Source organism: Saccharopolyspora phatthalungensis (genome assembly GCF_014203395.1).
Taxonomy (GTDB): Bacteria; Actinomycetota; Actinomycetes; order Mycobacteriales; family Pseudonocardiaceae; genus Saccharopolyspora; species Saccharopolyspora phatthalungensis.
In genome coordinates this window covers 718,214-735,101 of record NZ_JACHIW010000001.1, presented here as the reverse complement: position 1 = coordinate 735,101, position 16,888 = coordinate 718,214, and the positions used below count along the sequence as shown (strand labels likewise).

9 protein-coding genes are annotated in these 16,888 nt (G+C 68.2%); 5 read left to right on the top strand and 4 right to left on the bottom strand.

The window, feature by feature from the left end; genetic code table 11:
* The first annotated feature begins 3 nt into the window (after window positions 1-3).
* On the top strand, window positions 4-543 hold the full coding sequence (locus BJ970_RS03180) for an EF-hand domain-containing protein (RefSeq protein ID WP_184723479.1): 540 nt from the start codon (window positions 4-6) through the stop codon (window positions 541-543).
* Window positions 544-615: 72 nt separating this feature from the next.
* The gene (locus BJ970_RS03175; protein WP_184723475.1) at window positions 616-9,333 is read left to right on the top strand and encodes a non-ribosomal peptide synthetase; all 8,718 of its coding nucleotides are present in this window, start codon (window positions 616-618) and stop codon (window positions 9,331-9,333) included.
* Between the two features lie 27 nt (window positions 9,334-9,360).
* Here the strand turns inward: BJ970_RS03175 and BJ970_RS03170 are convergent, their stop codons facing one another.
* Together BJ970_RS03170 and BJ970_RS03165 are read right to left on the bottom strand one after the other, a co-directional pair.
* Window positions 9,361-10,536 carry a cytochrome P450 gene (locus BJ970_RS03170; RefSeq protein WP_184723471.1) on the bottom strand — a complete coding sequence of 392 codons (1,176 nt, stop codon included), beginning with the start codon at window positions 10,534-10,536 and terminating at the stop codon, window positions 9,361-9,363.
* A gap of 21 nt (window positions 10,537-10,557) precedes the next feature.
* Window positions 10,558-11,589: a methyltransferase gene (locus tag BJ970_RS03165; protein WP_184723467.1), complete on the bottom strand. Its 1,032-nt coding sequence runs from the start codon at window positions 11,587-11,589 to the stop codon at window positions 10,558-10,560.
* A gap of 362 nt (window positions 11,590-11,951) precedes the next feature.
* Here BJ970_RS03165 and BJ970_RS03160 point away from each other — a divergent pair, with 362 nt between their 5' ends.
* The 3 genes from BJ970_RS03160 (at window position 11,952) to BJ970_RS03150 (ending at window position 14,727) form a co-directional block, all read left to right on the top strand.
* Window positions 11,952-12,146 (top strand): MbtH family protein, encoded by a 195-nt coding sequence (locus tag BJ970_RS03160; protein ID WP_184723464.1) that lies wholly within the window; start codon window positions 11,952-11,954, stop codon window positions 12,144-12,146.
* Window positions 12,147-12,539: 393 nt separating this feature from the next.
* A complete protein-coding gene (locus BJ970_RS03155) occupies window positions 12,540-14,174 on the top strand; it encodes an HAL/PAL/TAL family ammonia-lyase (RefSeq protein ID WP_184723461.1) in 1,635 nt (544 codons plus the stop codon).
* Between the two features lie 181 nt (window positions 14,175-14,355).
* Entirely contained in the window at window positions 14,356-14,727 is a 372-nt protein-coding gene (locus BJ970_RS03150; protein WP_184723457.1) for a peptidase inhibitor family I36 protein, read from the top strand.
* A 702-nt stretch (window positions 14,728-15,429) separates the two neighbouring features.
* Here the strand turns inward: BJ970_RS03150 and BJ970_RS03145 are convergent.
* Together BJ970_RS03145 and BJ970_RS37600 are read right to left on the bottom strand one after the other, a co-directional pair.
* Window positions 15,430-16,266 carry an XRE family transcriptional regulator gene (locus BJ970_RS03145; RefSeq protein ID WP_246470685.1) on the bottom strand — a complete coding sequence of 279 codons (837 nt, stop codon included), beginning with the start codon at window positions 16,264-16,266 and terminating at the stop codon, window positions 15,430-15,432.
* Window positions 16,227-16,589 carry a helix-turn-helix domain-containing protein gene (locus BJ970_RS37600; RefSeq protein WP_246470684.1) on the bottom strand — a complete coding sequence of 121 codons (363 nt, stop codon included), beginning with the start codon at window positions 16,587-16,589 and terminating at the stop codon, window positions 16,227-16,229. Before BJ970_RS37600 ends, BJ970_RS03145 begins: the two co-directional genes overlap by 40 nt.
* Between the last annotated feature and the right edge of the window lie 299 nt (window positions 16,590-16,888).

Genomic DNA, 16,888 nt, shown 5'->3' with positions numbered 1-16,888 from the left:
CACGTGACCACGCTCGACGACCACAAGATCCGGAAGTTCGGCAAGGGATTCACCCTGCTCGACCGCGACGACGACGGGGTGCTCCGGTTCGCCGACCTGCTCGCGGTGATCCGGGCCGAGGCCGAACACACCGGCCGGGACTACGACGCACCGGAACTGCTTCCGTTGCGCACCACGGTGCAACGGTGGTGGCAGACCGTCGACCCGTCCGGCCGGGCGCAGGTGGATCGCGGCCAGTTCGTCGCCGCACTGCTGGAACTGTCCACCGATCGCGAGGCGGTCCGGTACGTCTTCGAGGACGGCGTCCGCTGCCTGCTGTCGTTCATGGACTCCGACGGGGACGGCCGGATCAGCCAGGCCGACTTCGCCCGGGTCACCCGGGAAGACGGGCTCACCGACGAGGAGCGCAATGCCGCGTTCGCCCGGATGGACCGGGACGGCGACGGCTATGCGGATGTCGAGGACCTGGTGGCGGACTACATCGAGTTCTACTGCACGACGGACCCGGACGCGCCCTGCAACGGGATCGCCGGGTTCATCTGAGGCCGCCCGCAACCTTCGTCGGGCAAACCTGGTTCAGCTCCGTGGAGCGCGTCGTTTCGGTAGGGATCGCGCATGTCAGAGAACGGCCATCAAGGGGTCGAATTTCCGCTGCTGTCCGGGCAGCGGGAGATCTGGACCGCTCAACTCCTTGACCCCTCCAGCACCGCGTTCGACGTCGGCGAGCGCATCGACATCGCCGGTCCGGTCGACCGGGACGTCTTCGCCGCGGCCGTGCACCGGGTCCAGGCCGAGGTCGACATTCTTCGGCTGGAACTGGTGGAACGCGATGGGGTTCCGACGCAGCGGATCGCCCGGGAGCCCGCGCACGCGCTGCGGTTCGTCGATCTCGCGGACGAGCCGGACCCCCGGACCGCGGCCGACGAGTGGATGCGCGATGACCTGGACCGGGGACTGAACCTGCTCGGCGGACCGCTGTTCGCCCCGGCATTGCTGCGTCTCGCGCACGATCGGCACGTCTGGTTCAACCATCTGCACCACATCATGATGGACGGTTTCAGCCTGGCGATGATCGACCGGCGGATCGCCGCCGTCTACACCAGCCTGGTCCGCGGCGCTCGGCCTGACCGTCCCGGGTTCGGTGAGTACCGGCTGCTTTGCGCCGAGGATGCCGCCTATTGCGAGTCCGAACAGTCCGAATTGGACGCCGCATTCTGGCGTGATCGGCTCGCCGACCGCCCGGAGCCGGTCAATCTCGCCGGTCGGTGGGCGAAGCGCAGGACGGGCAAGGTGTCCAGCACCGCGCGGTTGTCACCCGAGCTGGAGACCGACATCCGCGGCCTGGGGCGGACCGTCGGGGCCGGTTGGACGCACGTGCTGACGGCCGGGATCGCGACCTACGTCTCCCGGCTCACGGGAGCACGCGACATGGTCGTCGGCCTGCCCCGGATGTGCCGCCCCACAGCGGCCCTCCAGCAGATCCCGGGCATGCTGGCGAACAATCTTCCGGTGCGCGTGGCGGTTTCGCCCGAGCAGAGCCCGGAGATGCTGATCAGGCAGGTGGCGGAGCAAGTCCGGGTTGCCAAACGGCATGAAAGGTACCGCTTCGAACACATCCGGCGTGACCTCGGCCTCCACGCCCCGGACGCCCCGCTGTTCTGCCCGGTGATCAACTTCATGCCCTTCGACTACGACCTCGACCTGGCGGGCACCGCGGGCACGGCGGAGATCCTGGCCAACGGCCCGGTCGACGACCTCACCGTCAACATCTACGACCGGCCGACCGAGGCCGGCGTGCGGATCGACCTGGTCGGCAACGCCGATATCTACGACGCCGACACGGTCGCGGACCATCTGCGGCGGCTCGTGCGGTTCCTAGCCTCCTTCGTCTCGGACGCCCGAACGGCAGTCGCGCGGTTGACCGTGCTCGGCGCCGGTGAGCGGGAAGTCCTGCTGGGCAAGAGCACCGCGCCACCGGCTCAGGTTCAGCCGGCGACGCTGTCGGAGCTGTTCGCCGACCGAGCCGCGCGGAATCCGGACACGACCGCCCTGGAGTCCGGTGCCCGTGCAATGTCTTTCCGCGAGGTCGCGAAACAAATGCGGAGCTGGGGCACCCTGCTGCGCGCGCACGGTGTCGGGCCGGAGCGGATCGTGGCCGTCCTGCTTCCCCGCTGCCCGGAGTGGGTCACCGCGGTGTTCGCGATCAGCCACGCCGGCGGCGCTGCGCTGCCGATCGACCCGGACCAACCGGTCGACCGCATCGCCGCCGTGCTCGACGACGCTCAGCCGCACGCGGTCATCTGCTCGGACGAGCTGATTGAGCGGATACCCGCCGACGGCGGAGTCGTCCGGCTGGTGCTCGACCACCACGAGCTGAGGCCCGCCTCCGACGCCGATCACACCCCCGACCACGATGTCGCGCCCGCGTCACCCGCGCTGGATCACGCCGCGTACGTGATCTACACCTCCGGGTCGACCGGGACGCCCAAAGGCGTGGTGGTGTCCCACCGGGGACTGGCCGGACTGGCCGCCGCGCAGGCCGAGCGGTTCACGCTGTGCCCCGGCAGCCGGGTGCTGTTCTTCGCGGCCCTCGGCTGTGATTCGGCGGTCGCGGAGGTCGTCACCACGCTGGTGGCCGGAGGCACGGTCGTGATTCCCCGATCGACGGAGCACCTGCCCGGCGCCGGACTGGCCGAGTTCGTCGCGGACCGGCGCGTCAGCCACGCGACCGTCCCGCCGAGCGTGCTGGCCGGCATGAACCCGGCCGACTACCCGAACCTGGTCACGGTGATCGTCGCCGGGGAAACCTGCCCACCGAACGTGGTCGCGGCCTGGGCGCCCGGCCGTCGGATGCTCAACGCCTACGGCCCGACCGAGACCACCGTCTGCGCGACCATGTCCGACCCGTTGACCCCCGAGGGCGGCACGCCGACCATCGGTCGTCCCATTCTCGGGGGCAGCGCCTACGTCCTGGACTCCTGCCTCCAGCCCTGCCCGGACGGCATCGCCGGAGAGCTCTACGTCGCCGGCCCGTCGCTTGCCCGGGGCTATCTGCGGAGCCCCGCGCTGACCGCGGGCCGCTTCGTCGCCAACCCTTTCGGTCCGGTCGGCAGCCGGATGTACCGCACCGGGGACCGGGTACGCCGACGGCCCGACGGAAACCTGGAGTACCTCGGCCGCGCCGACGGCCAGGTCAACGTCCACGGTTTCCGCATCGAACCGACCGAGGTCGAGGCGGTCCTCACCAACCACCCGGCCGTCGCTGCCGCCGCCGTGCTCCCGCAGTCCGAGGGTTCCGGTCCGCCTCGGTTGATCGCATACCTGGTCGGTGCCGACGACACCGACCTCGATGCGGGCGAGATGCGCCGCCACGCCGCGGCGCGGCTGCCCCGGCATATGGTGCCGTCGGCGTTCATCACCCTGGACCGGCTCCCGCTGACCGCGAGCGGCAAGCTCGATCGCCGGGCGCTGCCGACGTCACCGGCGGCCGGCACCGAGCCGGCGGGTGGGGCGCCGCAGGAACAGATCCTGTGCGGCCTTTTCGCGGACCTGCTGGACGTCACCTCGGTGTCGGTCCACGACGACTTCTTCGCTCTCGGCGGGCATTCCCTGCTCGCGACCCGGTTGGTCAACCGCATTCGGGCCACCTTCGGCGCCGCACTGTCGATCCACGACGTCTTCGAGGCTCCCACCCCCGCCCAGCTCAACGAACGCATCGACGCTCCGGTGGGCCTGCCGGCGCTGCGCCCGGAAAGCCGACCGGACCCGGCCCCGCTGTCCTACGCCCAGCGCAGGTTGTGGTTCCTGCACCGGATGGAGGGACCGAGTTCCACCTACACCATGGCGGCCGTCGTCCGGTTTTCCGGAGAACTCGACGTACCGACCCTGCGGCAGGCCCTGCACGACGTCATCGCCCGGCACGAGAGCCTGCGCACCATCTACCCCGAAGTGGACGATCAACCGCGGCAGGTGGTGCTGGACCCGGAGGACGCCTCGCCCGCACTGCTCGTGCACCGCATCGACGCCACCGAGCTGTCCGAACGCCTCGACGCCGGGGCCCGGTTCACCTTCGACCTCACCAAGAATGCCCCGGTCCACGCCGAACTGTTCACTATGGACACCGAGGAACGGGTGCTGTTGCTGCTGATCCACCACATCGCGGGCGACGGCTGGTCGATGGGGCCGTTGTGCCGCGACCTGGCCGCCGCCTACCGGGCCCGGCGCGACGGCACCGAGCCGAGCTGGTCGCCGCTGCCGGTGCAGTACATCGACTACACGCTGTGGCACCGGCGGCTGCTGGGCAGCGCGGACGATCCGGACAGCCGGCACCGCCGACAACTCGACTACTGGACGCGCACGCTGGCGGACCTGCCGGAAGAACTCGCGCTGCCCACCGACCGTCCGCGCCCGGCGGTGTCCTCGTACCACGGCGGGGTCGTCTCGTTCGAAGTGGACGCCCGGCTGCACCGGGCCCTGCTGACGCTCGCCCGCACGCACGACGTCACCCTGTTCATGGTGTTGCACGCCGCGTTGGCGACGCTGCTCACCCGGCTGGGTGCGGGCACGGATGTCCCGATCGGCACCGCGATCGCCGGGCGCACGGACGCCGCGCTGGACGACCTGGTCGGCTTCTTCGTCAACACCCTGGTGCTGCGCACCGACACCAGCGGCGACCCTCGGTTCACCGACCTGCTCGAACAGGCACGCCGGGTCGACCTCGGCGCGTACGCGCACCAGGACCTGCCGCTGAACCTGGTGGTCGAGGCCGTCAACCCGACCCGGTCGGCGAATCGGCAACCGCTGTTCCAGAACATGTTGGTGCTGCAGAACGTTCCGGAGATCCGCCTCGACCTGCCCGAGCTGAAGGCGAGCCTGGAACCGCGGTACTTGGATGTCGCCAAGGTCGACCTCGGCTGGTCGTTCATCGAGCGCTACACCGAAGATGGCGGCGGTGCCGGGCTTTCCGCCACGGTCGAGTACAGCAGCGATCTGTTCGACCGGGAGACCGTCCAGCAGTTCGCCGACCGGCTGGTCCGGGTGCTGGCCGCCGCGGTGGCCGACCCGGAAACGCGAATCTCCGAGTTGGACGTGCTGTTGCCCGATGAGCGGGATCGCCTGCTCCGCCGGTGGGCGGCCTCGCCCGACCGGGTCGAGCCCGCGACCGTGCCCGAACTGTTTGCCGCCTCAGTCGACCGCGATCCGCACGCCGTGGCGGTGTGCTCGGACGGCGAATCCGTGTCCTACGCCGAACTGGATCGCCGGGTTGACGAGCTCGCCCATCGGCTGCGGGTCCGCGGCGTGCGGCCGGAGCAGGTCGTGGCGGTCCTGCTGCCGCGCTCGGTCGACTGGGTAGTCGCGGTGTTGGCGGTGCTCCGAGCCGGTGGGGCGTTCCTGCCCATCGACCCGACCACCCCCGACCGTCGGATCAATGCGCTGCTCGCGGACGTGCGGGCCCGAACGGTGCTCACCGACACCGACCTGGCGGCCCGCGTGGCCGGATTCGCCTCGTCCGACCCTGTACTGATCGACCAACCGTCGTCGCGGGACGAGCGCCCGGAGCCCACTGCACTGCCGACGTCCCATGCATTGTCGGTGGACCATGCGGCTTACATGATCCTCACCTCGGGCTCGACTGGAGTCCCCAAGTGCGTCGTCGTTTCACATCGCGGCATCGCCAGCCTGGTCGCGGCGCACGCCGACCGGTTCGCCCTAGGACCGGGCTCTCGGATGCTGCAGTTCGCCGCGCTCGGCTTCGACGGAATCGTCGCCGAGTTGTTCAGCACTCTGCTCAACGGCGCCACGCTGGTGGTGCCATCGGGCACCCGCCCCCCGCTCGGCCCGGAACTGGCCGAGGCGGCCGAGCGCCACCGTGTCACGCATCTCATCCTGCAGCCCAGCGCACTGGCCACGCTGCGACCGGACCAACTGCCCACCGTGCGCACGCTGGTCGTGGTGGGGGAGGCGTGCCCGCCACCCACCGCCGCCGCATGGGCCTGCGATCGTCGGCTGATCAACGGCTACGGGCCGACCGAAACCACGGTGTGCGCGGCCCTGTCCGATCCGCTGACCGGGCCGGACGCGCCGATCGGCCGACCCAGTACCGGTCTGCGCTCCTACGTGCTGGACGCACGCCTCCGGCCGTGCCCGACCGGCGTCCCCGGCGAGCTCTACGTCAGTGGGGCAGGGCTCGCGCGAGGCTATGCCGACAAGCCGGGGCTCACCGCGCAGCGGTTCGTCGCCGATCCGTTCGCCGCCAACGGAGAACGGATGTACCGCACCGGAGACTTGGCGCGGTGGCGCCGGGACGGCCAGCTCGACTACGTCGGCCGGGCGGACGATCAGGTCAAGGTCCGGGGCCTGCGGGTCGAGCCAGCCGAGGTGGAGGCGACCCTCGCCGGGCACGCCGAGGTCGCCCATGCCGCCGTCGTCCGGCAGGACCACCCCGTCGTCGGGCCGCAGTTGGTCGCCTACGTCGTGCCGACCCCGCGATCCGCTGGGCTCGCGGCCAGCGAACCCGACGAGGTCGAGGAATGGCGGACGTTCAACGACGCGCTGTACTCCAGCAGCGCGCAGACAGCCTGGGGCGAGGACTTCGCCGGCTGGGTGAGTAGTTATGACGGGCACCCGATTCCGTTGTCGGCGATGCGGGAGTGGCGTGCCGCCACGGTCGAGCGGCTGCGCGCCCTCGCCCCACGGCGCGTGCTGGAGATCGGTGTCGGCAGCGGGCTGGTGTTGGCCAAGCTCGCCCCGGAGTGCGAAGAGTACTGGGGCAGCGACATCTCGGCCGCCGCAATCGCCAAGCTCCGCGAGCAGATCGCCCAGCGCCCGGAACTGGCCGACCGGACGCGGCTGCGGACCGCGCCCGCGGATGACGTCAACGGGTTGCCCAACGGCTTCTTCGATCTCGTCGTGCTCAACTCGACCGTCCAGTACTTCCCCGATACCGAGTACCTGGAGCAGGTGCTGCGGCATGCGGTCGACCTGCTCGCCCCCGGGGGCCGGATTTTCCTCGGCGACGTGCGGAACTTGCGCACACTGCACCTACTGCACACGGCGGTAGAACTGCACCGCGCAGACGGGGTCGTGGAGCCGAGCGCGATCCGCGAGGCCGTGCAGCGCCGGAGCGCCGACGAGCGGGAACTGTTGCTGGACCCGGACTACTTCGCCGCGCTGCCCGCGAAGCTCGACGGAATCGGCGGCGTGGACATCCGACTCAAACGCGGCCTCCAGCACACCGAGCTGACCCGCCACCGCTACGACGTCATCCTGCAGCGCCTCCCGGTGCATGATGGTGCCGAGCAGGACTCAGAGCTGGTGTGCAACGACACGGCGGGCCATCCGGAGCGGGTGGCCGACGTGCTTCGCGCCCAGCGGCCGGCCCGCCTGCGAGTCGCCGCAGTGCCCAATGCCCGGCTCGCCGGTGAGGCAGCCGCCAGCCACGCGCTGTCCGCCGACGAGGTCCGCGCGGACGTGCTGCACCGGCTGACGCAGCCGCCGCAGCCTGGCGTCGACCCGGAGACCTGGTACGACCTGGGTGCCCGGCTCGGCTATCAGGTCGAGGTGACCTGGAACGGTGCCTCCGCCGACGGCGCTGTCGATGTGGTGTTCAGCCGGTCGGGGCACCAGAAGCCCCCGGGCGGGCTCTACCGCCCGGCACAGCGCGGGATAGGATCGGCGCGGCTCGCCAACGATCCGGGCGCTGCCCAGCGCGCGCGGCGGATCGCCGCCACCTTGCGGGACTACCTTCGGGATCGGCTACCCGAGCACATGGTGCCGGCCGTCATCGTCGGTCTGGAGCGGTTTCCGTTCACCGCCAACGGAAAACTCGATTACGCGGCGCTTCCGACACCGGATTTCGAGGAACAGCCGCGCGGACGCCCGGCCCGCAACCCGCAGGAACGCGCGCTCTGCCGACTGTTCGCCGAAATGCTCGGCCGCCCCGAGGTCGGAATCGACCTCAACTTCTTCGATCTCGGCGGCCACTCGTTGCTCGCGGCGCGACTGATCAGCAGGATCAACCAAGAATTCGGAAGCGATCTGCCGGTCGCGGCGGTATTCGACGCCCCGACCGTCGCGGGCCTGTCCGAGGCGCTGGAACGCGTCGACTCGCCAGGGCGGGAAGCTCCGACCGTCCGGGAACTGCTGGCGGACGCGACCCTGGATCCGGCGATCGACACCGAGCCCAGTAGCTCGCAGCCGGCAGCCCGCATGGCCGACCCTGAGCACGTGCTGCTGACCGGAGCAACCGGTTTCGTCGGCTCCTTCCTGCTCGCCGAACTGGTGCGGAGCACCCGCGCCACGGTGTTCTGTCTGGTGCGTGGTTCCGACGAGGCGGACGCCGGTCGGCGGTTGCGGGACGTGCTGCGGCGTTATCGGCTGGCGGATGCGGTGCCGGACGGTCGGGTTATCCCGGTCGTCGGGGACTTGGCGCAGCCACTGCTGGGCCTGAGCCCCGAGCTGCACGGCCGGCTCGCCGAGCAGGTCGACGTCATCCATCACACCGGCGCGTGGGTGCACACCATGCACCCGTACCGGCAGCTCCGGTCGGCCAACGTGGGCGGCACCCGGGAGGTGCTGCGGCTGGCGGCGGCCGCACCGGGGACGCCGGTGCACTACATGTCGACCATCGGTGCCGCCGTGCAGGCCGATGGCAGCACGACGACAGTGCGAGAGGACTGCCGGCTATCGGCGGAGTCGGTCAATCCCAACGGCTACGTCAGCAGCAAGTGGGTCGCCGAGCAACTGGTGCACGCCGCCCGCGACCGCGGCATCCCCACCACCGTCTTCCGCCCCGGTCGGGTCAGCGGGCACAGCGGCACCGGAATCGGCGGCACCACCGACTCCTTCTGGCTCATCGTGCGCACCATGCTCGAACTCGGCGCGGTTCCACACTTCGCCGGGGACCACACCGGGATCGAGGTCGACCTGGTGCCGGTCGACTACGTGGCGCGGGCCGTGGCCGAGCTGGCCGGGCGGCCCGAGTCGGTCGGCACGACCTACCACATTCGCAATCCGCACCTGGTGTCGCTGGACGCGGTGGTGCACGCCCTGCGCGAAGCCGGTTATCGATTGGACGTCGTCTCGCCCGAGGACTGGTCCACCCGACTGGACACCCAGGCCGCCCAGGGCTCGGACCCGTTCCGGGTGGCCGCGATGTTCGGTCGGCTGGTCCCGATGCTGCGGGCGGCTTCGGCGCTGCGGTTCGACGCCGACCACACCGACCGCGCTCTGGCGGACACGGCCATCCACTGCCCGGACGTCGACGACGACGTGCTGGGACGGTACGTCGACTACTTCCTCCACACCGGGTTTTTCCCTAAGCCCATGGGGTAAATCCCGTTCCGGTCGGTCTCTGGTGGATTACCAGGCCACCGGCAGTGCCCGAAGATCGATCTCGGTGCCCGGCGGATTCCACGAAATCTCGTCGACCGGGACCGCCAGCCGCACATTCGGCAGCGTACGGACCAGCGCGCCGATGGCTTCCTGCAACACGACTCGGGCCAGCGAGGCACCGAGGCAGTGGTGCAGCCCGGCGCCGAAGGTGAGATGCGGATTCCCGTCTCGGTCCGGGTCGAACCTGTCCGGGTCGCAGAACCGCTCCGGATCCCGGTTGGCCGCCACCAGCGGGGGGATCACGATCTCGCCGCGGCGGACCAGCACCTCGCCCACCTCGACGTCGACCAACGCCCTGCGCTGTGAGCTGATCTCCGCACCGGTCAACTTGTACCGCAGAATCTCCTCCACCAGCGGTTCCAGCGCCTCGGGAGCGCGGTGCGCCTGCTCCAGCCGCTCAGGACGGCGAAGCAGCGCCAGCATCCCGCCGCCGATGGTGCTGGCTGTGGTCAGATACCCAGCCAGCAGCACCCAGACCACCATGCTGTGCAGCTCGTCGTCGCTGAGCCGACCACCGTCCTCGGTGCTCACCTCGGCGAGCTGGCCGAGCAATCCGACGCCGTCGCCGCGGTGACGGGCGACCAGTTCGCCGATGTGCTCCTCGACGTCCTGGATCGCCGCCCGCGCCCGCTCGTCGCCGGTCGCGGGATCCATCGGGATGGCCGCCCACCGGGCCATGCGGTCCCGGTCCGGCACGGGCAGTCCGATCACGTCGCACAGCACCGTCAGCGGCACCGGAAGCGCGAAGTCGGCCATCAGGTCCGCCGAGGCGCGGTCGGCGGTCATGTCGGCCAGGATTCCGGCCACCAGCTCGCGCACCCTCGGCCGCCACTTCTCCGCGCGGTGTGTGGAGAACGCTGCGGCCACCAGCCGTCGCAACCGGGTATGCCGGGCCCCGTCGTCAAACAGCATGAACTCGGCCCGGGTGTCCCCGGCCTTTTCGGGGGCGTGCAGCTCGAAGTTCGGGGATGTCAACACCGCGCGGATGTCCTCGTGGCGTGTCACCAACCACGCCACCTGACCGTCGGCCAGCGACACCCGCAGCACCGGCGTGCTGGAGCGGTACCGCGCGAATTCCGCGGACGGGACCGCCGGTGCGGGTTGTGGGAACGGGAAGGTAGGGACCTGCGGGTGGTCGGACATGGTTCCAGCAGCTCCTGCTCGTCAGTCGTCGATGCGGTAGGTCAGCAGGGACCACCCGCCGCGGGACACCAGCGGTGTCGTTTCGGACAGGGTCAGGCCGGCCGATTCACCGAGCGCTCGGAATTCACGTTCGCTGCGGATCTTCGCACCGAAGAGCAGCAGGAGACCCAGATCGGTCTCGACGATGTCCTGATCGAGGCCGGACGTCTCGGCGGGAACGACCTGGTCGACCATGACGATCCGGGACCCGGGGGCGGCGGCCGAGGCGCACTGGCCGAGGATCTTCCGGCTGTCCTCGTCGTTCCAGCAGTGCAGGACGTTGGCGAGCAGGTACACGTCCCCGTCGGTGGGCAACGGGTCGAAGAAGCTCTGACCGAGCGCCGTTGCGCGCCCGGCGATACCGAGCTGGTCGAACCGGTCCGCTGCCTCCGCCGCCGGACGGGGCAGATCCACCAGCGTTCCGCGCAGCCGAGGGTGGCTGGTCAACAACTCGGCGAGGATGCGTCCGGTGCCGCCACCGACATCGACCACGTGTTGTGCGGACGCCCAGTCGTATCCCTGCGAGATCCAGGTGGCGAGGAGCTCGGGGAAACCCGACATGGCGCGGTCGAACCCGTCCGACAGCTCCTGATCCTGGTCCTGGTCGGTCCAGAAGTCACGGCCCCACAACGCGGTCCACACGGGTTGTCCGGTGCGGACCGCCTCCAGCAGGCCGGTGATCGTGGCGGCTTCCCGGCGGTTGAAGGCGTTTTCTTGGTCCAGGGCGTTGGTGAGTCGGGCAGGGTGCTCGGTGCGCAATGGTTGCCCGAGCTCGGTGAGTTCGACGTGCCCTGGTCGGGGCTGGCGAACGAGGCCGAGGTGAGTGAGGTGACGAACAACGCGAGCCAGCGCGTCCGGGTCGGCCCCAGCGCGAGACGCTAGGGCGCTGATCTCGGTGGTGCCATCGGAGATCAGGTCGGGTAGCCGCAGGGTGACCGCGACCCGGATCACCCACGGGGCGGTCAACGAGGCCAATGCGCCGACGCGCACCGCCGCTTCGTCTTCTCGTCGCATATCGGCCACCGCCGCTCTCTAGTACACTCCGGAGTCGAATAATCACCGTTCGTGATCTTACCCAGGTATGGGTCAATCTCGCCGAGGAGCCACCGTTCCTAGTGAAAAATCGATGCGTGGCCGGGTGTTTCGTGGTCTGCGGTCGTTCGGGTCGCGGACGTTACCCCTCTCGGGCACAACCGCTTGCCGATCTCCGCGCGGCCTCGCTAGCGTGGCTTGGCGCCCCCGATGCCTTCCAGGGCAACGGAATCAACGGATCAGCACCCTCCCATCTGCATCCTGTCCGTGCGACAACGCGGCCTCGTGCGGGACACGCGACGCTGCCCGCCGGCGGCCATTCGACCAGAACCAGGAGGACCGTCATGACCAACCCGTTCGAGGACGAGGATGCCCGATACCTCGTCTTGGTCAACGCCGAAGGTCAGCACTCGTTGTGGCCTGCCACGATCGAGGTGCCGCCGGGTTGGACCGTCGCGCGCTCGGAAAGCAGCCGACAGACCTGTGTGGACTACATCGAGGAGCACTGGACCGATCTCCGTCCAAGGTCCCTCACTTGACAGTGTGTTTCCCGGCGAAAGCTCGCCTTGTCGCGTCATGCCGGAACGTGGCTCACGTCAGCGGTGGAACCGATTTCGGAGAGCCCAGGGTCCACAGTCGACATGCTCTTCGCCGCTGCCGAGGAACGGTCGTGCAACGTCGATCGAAAGGTGTCCTGGCGGCTCAAGCCGAGGAACCCGCATAGTGCTCTCGCGCGGCGGGACGGCTGTCGACGCGTGCGTACGAGCGGGCGACGTACCACCTGCGGTAAGTGATCGTGGACTCATGGATCGCCGCTGTGCCGAACCGCTTCCACCCGACCTCCGCGCGAGTTGTCGACAGAGTCCTCAATCGAATCGCGGAATGGCGATGCCGATAGCAGCGTCCACGCCCCCCGAGATCTGGAGCAACACATGGCGCACTCGCTCACCGAACCGTATTCGACCAAGCGCGTCGAGTCAGACCTGCTTCTCGACGGCCACGGGCTTGCCCTGCCCGATGTGGTCGCCGTCGCACGTGGCCCGCATCGACGTCACGTCGGCATTGCGACCGATGCGGTCGGGCGGATGGAAGCCGCCGTCCAGGTCAAGCTCAAGCTGATGGACGCGGGCGTCCCGATCTACGGCGTCACCGCCGGATTCGGTGACAGCAACACCAGGCAGATCCACGGCGACAAGAGTGCCGCGCTCCAGGAAAACCTGTTGCGCTTCCTCAACTGTGGCACCGGTTCGCCCGCCTCGCCCGAGGTCACGCGAGCGACCATGCTCATTCGCGCCAACTGCCTGGCCCGTGGCTATTCGGGGATCCGGCCGAACGTCGTGGAACTGCTGGTGGAGTGCCTCAACCACGATATCCTCCCGGTCATCCCAGAGCGCGGATCGGTCGGCGCCAGCGGGGATCTGGTACCGCTCAGCTACGTGGCGCGAATGCTGATCGGAGAAGGGGAGGTGCGGTACGGCGGAGAAGTTCTTCCGGCGGCCGACGCACTCGCCGCCGCCGGGCTTAAGCCGGTCGCGCTCGAAGCCAAGGAAGGGCTGGCGCTCGTCAACGGCACGTCCTTCATGGCGGCGTTCGCCGTCCTCGCCGCGCACGCGGCGGCAGAGATCGCGAACACGGCCGAGATGTGCACGGCGCTGGCCAGCCAAGTCCTCTGCGGCAATCCCGCCCATTTCGACGATTTCCTGTTCGAGCAGAAACCCCACGACGGTGTGCGGAGGAGTGCCCGGCACATCCGGCAGCTATTCAACGGCGTGACATCCCCTGGCCTCACGGGTGATTTCGACACCGACTGGTCCGGGCTCGGCTACCGGCAACTCGACCAGCCAATCCAGGACCGCTACTCGATCCGCTGCGCACCGCACGTCATCGGGGTTTTGCGCGACACGCTCACCTGGACCGAGAGGATGCTGGAGACCGAGGTCAACTCGTCCAACGACAACCCGCTGTTCGCGCCCGACGGCACGGTGCTCAACGGCGGCAACTTCTACGGTGGGCACGTCGGCCAGACAATGGACTCGTTGAAAATCGCGGTGGCGAGCGTCGGTGACCTTCTCGACCGGCAGCTGCAACTGGTCGTCGACGAGAAGTTCAACAACGGGTTGACGCCGAACCTCGTTCCGCGTTTCGACCCGGAGAGCTGGAACGCCGGCCTGCACCACGGCTTCAAGGGAATGCAGCTCACCGCGTCGGCTCTGGTCGCCGAGGCCTTGCGGTGGACGAATCCGGCGACCGCCTTCTCCCGCTCGACCGAGGCGCACAACCAGGACAAAGTCAGCATGGGAACGATCGCCGCCCGTGATGCGCGCTCCGTCGTGGAGCTAATCCAAGAGGTCGCCGCCATCCACTTGATCGCGCTGTGCCAAGCCGCCGACCTGCGTGGGCTGGAAAGGCTGAGCCCGGAGACGACCGCGGTCCACGCAGCCGTCCGGAAACTGTCGCCTTTCGTACACGCAGACCGCCCATTGGCAGCGGATGTCCGCCGCGTGACGGAAGCAATCGCCACTGGTGTGTGGAGCAGTGCTTGCACGGGGGAAACCGCGGCTCTCTGAACGAGATCCACTACGCGTTGTCGCGCCGGACAACTCAGAAGAATGATCGAGTTCAACGTCCGAGTGGCGAGCGGCAACTCGGGTTTCCCGCAAGTTGATCAGCACATAATCTGGCCACGCACCTGCTGGCGAACTGTGCACGGGTGCATTTTCCCGGTCAAACAATCCGCAGAGGAGAACGATGTCCAAGCGAAACCTGTGTGCTGCCGCGGTGATGTTTCTGACGCTCGCGTTGCCCGCGAGTGTCGCCAACGCGCAACCGGGCTTCACCGGGGACCCGGAGCCAGCCGTGGTCGAGAGCGCCTCGGCGAACGATTGCCCGGAAAACTCCGTCTGTTTCTACACCCAGGCAGAGTTCTTCGGCACACTGGTTTACTACAAGAATCCCCTCCAGCACACATGCAGTCCGCTCCCCAGGTACCCAGCTCGATCCGTCATCAACGCCACCGGTATCGACGCCACGCTCTATTCGGACCTCGAGTGCGGAGCCCCGACGGTCGTGGTGAAGAAGGGCCAGGCGCGAGACGTTCCGAGCTCAAGCAGTTGGAGATGATCCCCCGCGCCATCGACACAAGGCGCCGGTCACGTCCACTCCCTTTGCGTCCATGTGTCGGCTCAGCGGACGCAAAGGGAGCAGACCACTGAGGACGCACCGGTACGTCATATGTACTACGGCAGCTGGGAAGTGACGTGGCTGAGCGAGATGACGCGGCCGTGTATGTATGGCTTCCTGGCAAATAACGGTCTTTGCCCTCGCGGGGAAGGGTTCCCCGGTTGCAGCAGCTCGACATTGTCAAGCACGGGGACCGGCGGTGCTGGCCGCGTACGGCGTGACGTGGGCGCGGCCGGGTTGCCACTGCACGCACGTCGGCCGCGCTCCGGCACGGCCGCGCCGCATCCTGTGTCCATGTTGCAGACCGTATTGTTCAGCACGATCACGCCGTACGTCTTTTCCGGACTAACCTGATGACTTCCTTTCGCTCGCCCTCGCTGGGCAGACGAGTTCGCTGCCGACACTGACAAGTGTTGCGGGGAAAGGGGCTTCGTATTGATCATTCGTTCGCGGTGCCCCGTCGGTGGGGATTCCCAGGTTCGTCGGGCTAGTTCGTTCGTCAGCAGGGTTGCGCTATAGCCTGATGCCATACATGGCAGCCACAGAAGGACAGCGGCGAGGATCAACAGCCATTGCGACATGTGACGACCTTCGCCCCGATGCTAAGGAAGTTGTTGCCCTCGTGGCAAACACCCAGATGGGCTACACGTGGAGCCCAGCCCTGTAGGCCATACCACGCAACTCGCGGCCCACAGCATCACGCTTCGCCAGCGCTAGCAGCTCGACGAGCGTTGACCGTGTGAATGGGTGCCTGTGTACGTGCTCTGGAGAAATGTGCTCAGCTCGCCGCAGCATGATCACAGCGCCATCGCGCCTCTTCGGCAAACGCGCCAGCGCCCGGCCGGTCTCCCGCCAGTAAACGGCTTGTCTGGCGCGAACGGTTAGCGCATCTGGGTTGACGGTCTCGGCGATTTCGGCAGCCTCGGCGTAGTCGCCGGCTTCGAGCGCGCCCTGCATTCGCCAAACTGCCACATTCGATGGGCCGAAGCCGTAACCAAGCATGTTGGTTTCGCCTGTCTGTTCTGCCAGTTCCGCAGCGTGCTCCAAAGCGGCAGACCGGTCGGCGTGATCTTTCCGTGCCGCGGAGATCAGCGCCGACGCCAACGCCAGCGACCCGGCCATCTGCTTGTCCTCGGTGTTGGTCGGCGGCAGCTCGACTGCGGCGACGGTCTGGGATGCGAGTTTCAACGCTCCGGCGGACAGAAGCCCGAGCGCGGTGCCATACGCACTTACGGCCAGCGAAATCGGATCGTCAAGCCGCTCGGCAGCCTGCCGCGCCAGAATTGCTGCCTGCCACGATAGATCCAGCGGAGCACCGATCGTTGTCAGCCACGCCTGCGTGCCCTGCATGTGGGCCAACGTCAGCAGCCGCAACACTTCGGGCTCATCGCAGTGTGCTTTCAATGTCGTGTGCAGATCCCGCGAGGGCAACGATTTCCCTACAGCGGCGCTTTCGGCGTTGTTCTGTGCCGCCAGCATGCGCTGGACATCCGCGTGACGGGCCGAACCTCACCTCGCGGCTCGTCGAGGCTTACAGCCAGCAGCGCAAGACGAACTTCGTTCAGCGCCAGATCGTCACCCGGATCACGAGGTATCGCCAGTGCGGAACCAGTGATCTCGCTTGGAGCGACGTCCAACGCGTGCGCCAATGCCACGATTAGCCAACGCCGGTCGAGCGAGCGGTCACCGGACTCCAGCCGTGACAAATACGAAGGAGAAATGCCCGCCAAACCGGCGACCACTGCCAGCGACCTTCCACGAGCTTTGCGGATTTTCCGGAGCGTCTGGCCGAACGTTTCCATGAGGCCACCTACTTCGCCGTGTGTTCCCTTCGCCGCGCCTTGTGAGCTACCCCCCCCGGGGCTTCAGCCTCGGCGAACAGTGACCTTGAGCGTATCGACAACACGACCAGGTGGCGACCACCAGTATCCCCAAGAGCCCTGAGCTAGCAGGCCACGTTTGGCCACCGCAGTAAACGGGAAAAGTCATTCTCTTGCATCTGGCCGTGGTCGCCGGTCGGGCCGGACTCGGCGTAGCAGTGGGTGCATTCCAGCTGACATTTTCCGGTGATCTCTAGCCATACGAACGATATCCCTGCGTC